The sequence below is a fragment of the Simplicispira lacusdiani genome (assembly GCF_003604195.1).
GTDB lineage: Bacteria > Pseudomonadota > Gammaproteobacteria > Burkholderiales > Burkholderiaceae_C > Simplicispira > Simplicispira lacusdiani.
This window is the reverse complement of sequence record NZ_QXGR01000013.1, coordinates 97,127-107,532: the sequence shown is the minus strand read 5'-3', so window position 1 is coordinate 107,532 and position 10,406 is coordinate 97,127. Positions and strand designations below refer to the sequence as shown.

5 protein-coding genes are annotated in these 10,406 nt (G+C 74.3%); all 5 read left to right on the top strand.

The features are described 5' to 3' along the window. Nucleotides 1-84 (top strand): 4Fe-4S dicluster domain-containing protein (locus D8S75_RS17970; protein WP_157982626.1); only part of this gene is annotated, 84 nt, incomplete at its 5' end. Nucleotides 85-152: 68 nt separating this feature from the next. Beyond that, nucleotides 153-1,067 (top strand): GGDEF domain-containing protein, encoded by a 915-nt coding sequence (locus tag D8S75_RS15990; RefSeq protein WP_232829076.1) that lies wholly within the window; start codon nucleotides 153-155, stop codon nucleotides 1,065-1,067. Between the two features lie 70 nt (nucleotides 1,068-1,137). Further along, nucleotides 1,138-4,683 (top strand): exodeoxyribonuclease V subunit gamma, encoded by a 3,546-nt coding sequence (recC, locus tag D8S75_RS15985; protein ID WP_119967345.1) that lies wholly within the window; start codon nucleotides 1,138-1,140, stop codon nucleotides 4,681-4,683. Beyond that, nucleotides 4,680-8,408 (top strand): exodeoxyribonuclease V subunit beta, encoded by a 3,729-nt coding sequence (recB, locus tag D8S75_RS15980; RefSeq protein ID WP_119967344.1) that lies wholly within the window; start codon nucleotides 4,680-4,682, stop codon nucleotides 8,406-8,408. The genes recC and recB overlap by 4 nt, the downstream gene beginning before the upstream one ends. Then, nucleotides 8,405-10,390, top strand: coding sequence for an exodeoxyribonuclease V subunit alpha (recD, locus tag D8S75_RS15975; RefSeq protein ID WP_119967343.1), 1,986 nt, complete (start codon nucleotides 8,405-8,407; stop codon nucleotides 10,388-10,390). Before recB ends, recD begins: the two co-directional genes overlap by 4 nt. Nucleotides 10,391-10,406: the final 16 nt, after the last annotated feature.

Here is a 10,406-nt window from a genome sequence, read left to right as displayed (position 1 = left end):
ACCTGCGACATCAAGGACCCGACGCAGAACATCGTGTGGGTGACGCCCGAGGGGGGCGGTGGGCCCAACTATTCGGGCATGTGAGCCCGTGGGCTGCAACGGAAACGGCTTTCCGCTACCCTGCGGGCAAGTGATGCATTGCAAGGGTGAACGTGCCAGGCTTTTCCATCGAGCAGATGTCGGCGCTTCTCGCGGCGCTCCCCGACCCGGCGTTCGTGCTGACGGAAAGCGGCCTCTACGCGGCCGTCTTCGGCGGCACCGACGCGCGCTACTACCACGACGGCACGGGCCTCGTGGGCCAGCGCATGGCCGATGTGCTCGCGCCCGACAAGGCCGCCTGGTTCCTGCAGGAAATCCACCAGACGCTCGCGGGCGGACGGCTGCACGTGGTCGAGTACGGCCTGAGCGGCCGCGACATCAAGGGCCTGCCCGCCGAGGGGCCGCAGGAAACCATCTGGTTCGAGGGGCGCGTCCAGCCCCTGGCGTTCACCGTGCGCGGCGAGCGCGCGGTGCTCTGGGTGGCCAGCAACATCACCGAGCGGCATGATCTGGAGCACCGCCTGCGCCAGCTCAGCGAGACCGACGAACTGACCGGCCTGGCCAACCGCCGCCGCCTCATGGAAACCCTGGCCAGCCACCACGAGGCTTTCGTGCGCTACGGCACGCCCACCTCGGTGCTGCTGTTCGATATCGACCACTTCAAGCGCATCAACGACGAGCAGGGCCATGGCTGCGGTGACGAGGCCCTGCGCCTGGCGGCCCAGGTCTGCCGGGGCGAGCTGCGCGCCACCGACATCGCCACGCGCCTGGGGGGCGACGAGTTCGTCGTGCTCATGCCCTACACCCGGCCCCAGGATGCCGCCGACATCGCCGAGCGGCTGCGCCTGCAGATGGCGCTGGCCCTGGCCGAGCTGGGTGGCCCCGGGCCCGGGGCCACCATCAGCGCCGGGCTCAGCGAGTTCCAGGCCTCGGACACCTCGCCGGAAGAGGTGCTCAAGCGGGCCGACGCGGGCCTGTACGAAGCCAAGCGCCAGGGGCGCAACCAGGTGCGCATGGTGGCGGATTGAAAGCGTGGCCGGCGACGGGCCTCGGCGCACGGATGCAATACTGTCGCTCCGTGAATGCCGCACCGATGCGATGACCGAACCCCTGGACCCCGCCCCCTTCTTGCAGAGCGGCCTGCTCGCCCTGCACAGCAACCGCACCGAGCGCCTGGCCGATGCCGTGGCCGCGTGGCTGCGCCGCCATCCGCTGGCGCCGCTGGAGGAGGACGTGGTGCTGGTGCAGAGCAACGGCATGGCCGAGTGGTTCAAGATGGCGTTGGCGCAGGAGGGCGGCATTTGCGCGGCCACGCGCGTGGAGCTGCCCTCGCGCTTCCTCTGGCGCACCTACCGCCAGGTGCTGGGCCGCGCCCAGGTGCCGGCCCAGTCGCCCGTGGACAAGACGCCGCTCACCTGGCGCCTGCTGCGCCTGCTGCCCGGCTTGCTGGACGAGCCCGGCTTCGAGCCCGTGGCCGGCTTCCTGCGGCCCGGCGACCCCGACCGCCTGCTGCAACTGTGCACGCGCCTGGCCGACCTGTTCGACCAGTACCAAGTCTACCGGCCCGACTGGCTGGGCGACTGGGCCTTGGGCCGCGACCGGCTGGCCGCCCCCGGCCGCCCCGACCTGGACGTGCCGCCCGACCAGCGCTGGCAACCCCTGCTGTGGCGCGCCGTGCTGGCCACGTTGGACGAGCGCGAGCACGCCGCCATCCGCCCCGCCATCCACCAGCGCGCGCTCGACGCCCTGCAGGCGGGCGGCGCGCCCGCCCGCCCGGTGGCGCGGCGCATCGTGCTGTTCGGCATGGCGCATGTGCCCTTGCCGGTGCTGGAGCTGCTGGCCGCGCTCTCGGGCCACAGCCAGGTGCTGCTGGCCATTCCCAACCCCTGCCGCTTCCACTGGGCCGACATCATGGACGGGCGCGAGCTGCTGCGCCTGGCGCGCCGCCGCCATCCGCTGCGCGGCGGGCTGGACCTGGCCGCGCTGCCGCTGGAGCAGATGCACCTGCATGCGCACCCGCTGCTGGCGGCCTGGGGCCGCCAGGGGCGCGACTTCGTGCGCCAGCTCGACGCCTTCGACGACGCTCGGCAGGCCATGGCGCGCTTCGCCGTGCCGCGCGTGGACCTGTTCGACGAGGACGAGGCCCCGGATGCGCCGCTGCTGGCGCAGGTGCAGAACCGCATCCGCGACCTGGTGCCGCTGGCCGAGCACGACCGGCGCGCGGCCGACCCTCGGGACCGTTCCATCGTCTTCCACATCGCGCACAGCGCGTTGCGCGAGGTCGAGGTGCTGCACGACCAGCTGCTGCAGTTGCTGGCCCAGCCCCCGGGCGGTGCGCCGCTGCGCCCGCGCGACATCGTCGTCATGGCGCCCGACATCGACGCCGTGGCGCCCGCCATCCGCGCCGTTTTCGGCCAGTACCCGCGCGGCGACGCGCGCCACATTCCGTTCGACATCGCCGACCTGAGCGCGCGCGCCAGCCACCCGCTGGTGGCCGCGCTCGAATGGCTGCTGCGCTTGCCGCAGCAGCGCTGCACCCTGAGCGAGCTGCGCGATCTGCTCGACGTGCCCGCCATCGCGGCGCGCTTCGGCGTCGCGCCCGAGGCCCGCGAGCTGCTGGCGCGCTGGATGGCCGGCGCCGGCATCCGCTGGGGCCTGAACGCGGCGCAGCGCGCGGACCTGGGCCTGGACGCCTGCGGCGACCAGAACACCGCCGCCTTCGGCCTGCGCCGCATGCTGCTGGGCTATGCGGGCGGGGATGCCGCCTTCGCCGGCATCGAGCCCCATGGCGAGGTTGGCGGGCTCGATGCCGGGCTCGCGGGCGCGCTCGCGGGCCTGCTGGGCCAGCTCGAACACTGGTGGCTGGCCTCGGCCACGCCGGCCACGCCCGAAGGCTGGGCCGTGCGCGCGCGCGCGCTGCTCGCGGGCATCGCCCGGCCCGCCGACGAGACCGACCGCCAGGTGCTGCAGGCGCTCGACGCCGCGCTCACCACCTGGCAGGAGGCCTGCGCGCAGGCCGGTTTCGCGGGCGAGCTGCCGCTGTCCGTGGCGCGCGAGGCCTGGCTGGAGGCGCTGGAAGAACCCGCGCCGCGCCAGCGCTTCCGCGCCGGCGGCGTCACCTTCTGCACCCTCATGCCCATGCGCGCGATCCCGTTCGAGGTGGTCTGCCTGCTCGGCATGAACGACGGCGACTACCCGCGCCGCGCGCCGCGCAGCGACTTCGACCTCATGGCCCTGGCCGGACAGGCGCGCCCCGGCGACCGCTCGCGCCAGAGCGACGACCGCCAGCTCATGCTCGAAGCCCTGCTGGCCGCGCGGCGCGTGCTCTACGTGAGCTGGACCGGCCGCAGCGTGCGCGACAACAGCGCGCAGCCGCCCTCGGTGCTGGTCTCGCAACTGCGCGACTACCTGGATGCGGGCTGGAGCGGCGGGGTGCTGGCCCAGCGCACCACCGAGCACCCGCTGCAGCCCTTCAGCCGGCGCTACTTCGAGGGCGACGCGCGGCTCTTCACCCACGCGCGCGAGTGGCGCGCCGCGCATGGCGGTGGCGATGTGCCGCAGGCCGTGCCGCCCGTGCCCGCCTTCGTGCCCGACCCGCGCGTGCCGCTCACCGTGGCGCAGCTCGCGGCCTTCCTGCGCAACCCGGCCAAGGCCTTCCTGCGCGAGCGCCTGGGCGTGGTGTTAGATCCGGGCGAGGAGGAGGGCGAAGACCACGAATCCTTCGGCCTCGCCGGGCTGGACGAATACGGCCTGCTGCGCGAATTGCTCGATGGTGTGCAGGCCGACCTGCAGGAACACGCCGAGAGCGCCCTGGAGCCCCTGCTGCTGGAGCGCCTGCAACGCCTGCACCGCGCCGGACGTCTGCCGCTGGGCGGTCTGGGCGAACGTGCCCAGGCGCGGCTGGCCGGGCAGTTGCTGCCCCTGCTGCAGGCCTGGCGGCAGGCCCAGGCGCAGCACCCTGCCGCCGCCGAGCGCCTGCCGCTGCGCTGCGGGGTGGAGGTGCAGGGTGGTGCTATAGAAACGGTAGCTGATGGCGCAGGTAATACGGGCGCCATGGCCATTTTTGATCAAAATTCGCCCGAAGCCGGCGCGGTGCTGCTCGAAGACTGGCTGGAGCACCTGCGCCAGGGCGGCGACGGACTGCCGGTCTGGATCGACTGCACGCCCTCGCGCCTGCTGCAGGATGCGCGCAAGGGCCTGCCGCGCGCCGACGCGCTGCTCGTGCCCTGGCTGCGCAGCCTGGCTGCGGCGGCCAGCGGCCGTGCCGTGCGCGGCCTGCTCGTGGGGCGCGATGCCACGCTGCACTTCCCGCCGCTGGCGGTGGACGAGGCCCGTGCCACGCTGGGCGGACTGCTGCGCGTGTGGCGTGAGGGCATGCAGGGCCCGCTGCCCCTGGCGCCGCGCACCGGGTTGGCCTGGGTGTCCGGCAACGATGCCGCCAGCGCCTACGAGGGCGGCTGGCAACTGGACGGCGAGGCGGCCGACCCCGGCCTGGCGCGCTTCTACCCCGACTTCGAGACCCTGGCCGAGGACGGCCGCTTCGAGGCGCTGGCGCAGGCCGTCTGCGCGCCGCTGGCCGACTGGGCCGCGCGGCAGGTGCGCGCCGAGCCGCATCCCGAACCCGCCGTGGAGGCCGGCACATGATCCCCGCCACGCTCGAACCGATCACTTTTCCCCTGCATGGCAGCCAGCTCATCGAGGCCAGCGCCGGCACGGGCAAGACCTGGACCATCGCCGCGCTCTACCTGCGCCTGGTGCTGGGCCACGGTGGCGCGCAGGGCTTTCCGCGCGCGCTGCGTCCGGACGAAATCCTGGTGATGACCTTCACGCGCGCCGCCACGCGCGAGCTGTCCGACCGCATCCGCGCGCGCCTGATCGAGGCCGCGCGCTGCTTCCGGGGCGAGGCGCCCGTGCCAGCGCACGACGTTTTCCTGGCGCGGCTGCTGGCGGACTACCCCGAGGGCGCCGAACGCGCCCAGGCCGCCTGGCGCTTGGCACTGGCCGCCGAGGGCATGGACGACGCGGCCGTGCACACCATCGACGCCTGGTGCCAGCGCATGCTGCGCGAGCACGCCTTCGACAGCGGCAACCTGTTCGACGAGGAACTCGCCGCCGACGAGCGCGCCGTGCAGACCCAGGCCGCGCAGGACTACTGGCGCCAGCAGTGCTACCCGCTCGCGGGCGAGGTGCTCGACGCGGTGCTCGGCGTCTGGAGCGGCGTGGACGCGCTGGTCGCCGACATGCGCGCCCTGGCGGCGCAGGACTTGCCCGAGGGCGCGGGCCAGGGCAGCCTGGCCGACTGCGTGCAGCGCCAGCGGCAGGCGCGGCGCGATGCCATCGCCGCGCTCAAGGCCGGGTGGAGCGAGCGCGCGCGCGAGATGCAGCACTGGCTCGACGACCAGATGGCCCGCTGCAAGGCCGACTGGAACGGCACCAAGCTCAAACCCGCGAACTACACCAAGTGGCTCGACCAGCTCGCCGCCTGGGCCGGCGGCCCCGAGCCCGACCTGCTGGAATGGACCCCGGCGACCTGGAACCGCCTGGACCCCGAGGGCCTGCGCGATGCCCGCAAGGGCGGTGCGCTGCCCGCACCCCTGCCCCCGCACTTCGCGGCGCTGGCCACGTTGCAGGCCGCGCAAGAAGCCCTGCCCGATGCCGCGACGGCCCTGCGCCTGCATGCCGCCGCGTGCGTGCAGGCGCGCACCGCCCAGCTCAAGCGCCAGGCCGGAACCTTCGGCTTCGCCGACATGCTGCAGCGGCTGGACCAGGCGCTCGCGGGGCCGAGCGGCGAGCGCCTGCGCGCGCGCATCACGGCGCAGACCCCGGTGGCGCTGATCGACGAGTTCCAGGACACCTCGCCGCTGCAGTACCGGATCTTTGACCGGCTCTACCGCGTGGCCGACAACGACCCGCAGACCGCGCTGCTGCTCATCGGCGACCCCAAGCAGTCGATCTACGGCTTCCGGGGCGCCGACATCCACAGCTATCTCGCCGCGCGCCGCGCCACCGCCGGGCGCCACCATGTGCTGGGCACCAACCACCGCTCCACCGCCGCGCTGGTGGCGGCCGTGAACCACTGCTTCGAGCGCGCCGAGGCGCGCCCGGGCGAGGGGGCGTTCCAGTTCCGCGGCGACGCCGCGCAGGACAACCCGCTGCCCTTCGTCGCCGTGGGCGCGCGCGGCCGTGCCGAGCAGTTCCAGACGGCCGCGGGCCCGGTGCCCGCGCTGTCCATCCACCACGACCTGGCCTTGCGCGGCGCGCCCGGGCACCGCCAGCGCTTCGCCGCGCTGTGCGCGGAGCAGATCGTCGCCTGGCTGAACGATGGCCAGGCCGGCTTCGCGCGGCCGCACCAGCCCTTCGCGCGCCTGCGCCCGGCCGACATCGCCGTGCTGGTGCGCGACCGCAAGGAGTCCGAGGCCGTGCGGCGCGAGCTGCGGCGGCGGGGCGTGGCCTCGGTCTACCTGTCGGACAAGGATTCGGTGTTCGCCAGCGACGAGGCGCGCGACCTGCTCTACTGGCTGCACGCCGTGGCCGACCCGCTCGATGTGCGCAAGGCGCGCGCCGGCCTGGCCACGCGCACCCTGGGGCTGTCGCTCGACGAGCTGGCCTGGCTGGCCACCAGCGACGAGGCCTTCGACGCGCGCAGCCTGCAACTGCGCCAGCTCCACGCCATCTGGCAGACCCAGGGCGTGCTGACCATGCTGCGCCAGACCCTGCACCTGTTCGACCTGCCCGCGCGCTGGCTCGGCGAAGCCGGCGGCGAGCGGCGTCTCACCAATGTCCTGCACCTGGCCGAGCTGCTGCAAGGTGCCAGCGCGCAGCTCGACGGCGAGCACGCGCTGATCCGCTGGCTGCAGACCCAGAGGGACGAGGGCGGCGACGGCGGTGACGAGCAAGTCGTGCGCCTGGAGAGCGACGCCGACCTCGTGCAGGTGGTCACCGTGCACAAGAGCAAGGGGCTGGAGTACCCGGTGGTCTGCCTGCCGTTCGCCTACAGCTTCCGCGAGGTGTCGCGCCGGACCACGGCCCATGTGCACCTGGCCGACGAACAGGGCCGGCGCGCCCTGCACCTGCGGCTCGACGATGGCGTGCTGGCCCAGGCCGAGCGCGAGCGCCTGCGCGAAGACCTGCGCCTGCTCTACGTGGCGCTCACGCGCGCGCGCCATGCGCTGTGGCTGGGCTTTGCCGCGCTGCAGGTGGGCAATGCGGCGCAGTGCCGCACGCACCGGAGCGCCGCCGGCTATCTGATGGGCGGTGCCGCGCCCACGCAGGCCGGCGACTGGCTCGCGCACCTGCAGGCATTGGCGCAGGACCAACCCCAGATCGTGCTGCGCGCCCTGCCGGACGCGGTGGCGCGCACGCCGCTGGCGGCGCGCGACGAGCCGGCGCCGTTGCGGGAGCAGCCCGCCTACGCCGCCACGTTCGAGCGGCGCTGGGGCATCGGCAGCTTCTCGCAGCTGGTGCGGCCGGCCGCGCAGGAGGCCGTGCCGCTATCGCCCACGCAGGCGCCGCGCCCGGCGGACGACGAAACCGGGCTGGGGGCCGCGCCGGAGCCGGGCACCACGCCGCTGCCCGAGCGCCCGGCCGTGCCAGACCTGCCCCCGGGCCGCACCGGCGACCTGTTCGCCGAACCCGCGCCGATGCCGGCCTGGCACCGCTTCCCGCGCGGCGCGCTGGCCGGCAACTTCCTGCATGAGCAGCTGGAATGGCTGGCGGGCGAGGGTTTCGCGCTGGCGGACGCCCCCGCGCTGGCCGCGCGCCTGCGCCGCCGCTGCGAGCATGCGGGCCATGGCGAGCGCGCCGACGAGGTCGTGCAGTGGCTCACGGCGGTGGCTGCCACGCCCTTGGCGGGCGTGGGCGCGCCCCTGTGCGCGCTCGGCACCCTGCTGCCCGAGATGGAGTTCTGGCTGCCCGCCCAGCGTCTGCGCGCCGCCGAGGTCGATGTGCTGTGCCGCGCGCACCTGCTGGGCGGCCTGGAGCGCCCGCGTCTTCCCGAACGCGAGCTGCACGGCATGCTCATGGGCTTCGCCGACCTGGTGTTCGAGCATGGCGGGCGCTATTGGGTGCTCGACTACAAGTCCAACCACCTGGGGGATCACGGCGGGGCCTACACCCGGGAGGCGCTCGACGCCGCCATGGCCGCGCACCGCTACGACGTGCAGGCCGCGCTGTACCTGCTGGCACTGCACCGGCTGCTGCGCGCGCGCCTCGGCGCGGCCTATGCGCCGGAGCGGCACCTCGGTGGCGCGTTGTATTTCTTCCTGCGCGGCATCGATGGCCCTGAACGGGGCGTGCGCCATGTGGCGCCGCCACTGGCGCTGCTCGACGCGCTTGACGCCTTGCTGGAGAGCGCGGAGGAGGGCGCATGAACGCGACGCTCGATACCCTGCGCGCATGGAGCGAGGCCGGCTGGCTGCGCCGGCTCGACAGCGCGCTGGCCGATTTCGTGGCCGAACTCGATCCACGGGCGTCGCCCGCGCTGCTGGTGGCCACGGCCCTGCTGGCGCACATGGAGGGGCGTGGCCACACCTGTCTGCCGCTGGCTCCGCTGGTGCGCGAGCCTGGCGCCGTGCTGGGCTGGCCGCAGGAGGCGCAAGGCGCCTTGCAGGATTTCTGGGCCACGCTGCCGCGCGGGCTGCCGGACTGGCTGGCCGCGCTGGAGGCCAGCCCCGTGGTGCGCCATGCCGCGCAGGACGCCGACAGCGGCCAGCCGCTGGTGCTGGGTGGCAGCCTGCAGGCACCGCTGCTCTACCTGCGCCGCTACTGGGGCTATGAAACCCATGTGGCGCATGCGCTGGCCGAGCGCACGGCCGCGCCGTTGCCCGTGGACGAAGTCCTGGTGCGCCAGTGGCTCGACCGGCTGTTCGCACCGGCCGCCGGTACGGCGCCGCCGGCGCGCGGCGTGGACTGGCAGAAGCTGGCTTGCGCCGTGGCGCTGCGCTCGCGCCTGGCCGTCATCACCGGCGGGCCGGGCACCGGCAAGACCTACACCGCCGCGCGCCTGCTGGCCCTGCTGGTGGCCATGGACCCGCAGCCCGAGCGCTTGCGCGTGGCCCTGGCCGCGCCCACGGGCAAGGCGGCCGCGCGGCTCAAGCAATCGATCGACGCCGCGCTCGAAAGCCTGCAACAGCGCGTGGGCGCGGACCTGGATTTGCACGCCTTCACCCAGCGCATGGGCGCGGCGCGCACCCTGCACGCGCTGCTGGGTGCGCGGCCGGACACGCGCGCCTTCCGCCACGATGCCGCACACCCGCTGGACGTGGACGTGCTGATCGTGGACGAGGCCTCCATGGTGCACCTGGAGATGATGGCCGCGCTGCTCGACGCGCTGCCCCCGGGAGCGCGCGTGGTCTTCCTGGGCGACAAGGACCAGCTCGCCTCGGTCGAGGCCGGTGCCGTGCTGGGCGACCTGTGCCGTGACGCCGAGGCCGGCCGCTATGGCGCGGAGACGGCGCGCTTCGCGCGCGTGGCGGCCGGCGAAGTGCTGCCGCCGGAGTATCTGGACACCAGCGGCACCGCGCCCGCGCTGGCCCAGCACACGGTGATGCTGCGCGAGAGCCGGCGTTTCGGCGGCCCCATCGGCCAGCTCGCGCTGGCGGTGAACCGGGGCGACGCCTTGGGTGCGCGCCGCGCCCTGGCCGACGATGCCACCCAGTCGCTGCAGGCCCTGGAAGGGGTGGCGCCCGACGCCGTGGTGCACCTGGCGCTGCACGGCCGGCCCGGTGCGCCGGCCAGCTACCGCGATTACCTGGCCTGCATGGCGCGCGGTGCCGAGGGTGCGCAGGAGCATGCCGACTGGGCGCTGGGCGTGCTTGCCGCGTTCGAGCGCTTCCGCCTGCTGTGCGCGGTGCGCGAGGGCGCCTGGGGTGCCGCCGGGCTCAACCAGGCGGTCGAGGCCGCGCTGCGCGGCGCGGGCCTGCTGGGCGCGCGCGGCGAGTGGTACGCGGGGCGGCCGGTCATGGTCACGCGCAACGATGCGGCGTTGGGCGTGTTCAACGGCGACATCGGCATCGTGTTGCCCGCGCCGGGCGGCGGCCTGCGCGTCTACTTCGCCGACGGGCCGCAGCTGCGCTCGGTCGGCGTGGCGCGGCTGGCCCATGTGGAGACCGCGTTCGCCATGACGGTGCACAAGAGCCAGGGCTCGGAGTTCGAGCACGCCGTGCTCGTGCTGCCGCCGCGCGCGGGCGCCGTGCTGGGGCGCGAGCTGGTCTACACCGGCATCACGCGCGCGCGCCAGGCCTTCACGCTGGCGGCGGCACAGCCTGGCCTGCTGGCCCAGGCCGTGGCGCAGCGCACCCAGCGTGCCAGCGGCCTGCGCGGGCGGCTGGATGCCGGGGACAACGTGGTTTGATGGAAGTCAAGCATTG

Bases quoted from the DNA above. Each gene is read 5' to 3' on its own strand.
- recC (WP_119967345.1), top strand. From the start codon at position 1,138: ATGACCGAACCCCTGGACCCCGCCCCCTTCTTGCAGAGCGGCCTGCTC.
- recB (WP_119967344.1), top strand. From the start codon at position 4,680: ATGATCCCCGCCACGCTCGAACCGATCACTTTTCCCCTGCATGGCAGC.
- recD (WP_119967343.1), top strand. From the start codon at position 8,405: ATGAACGCGACGCTCGATACCCTGCGCGCATGGAGCGAGGCCGGCTGG.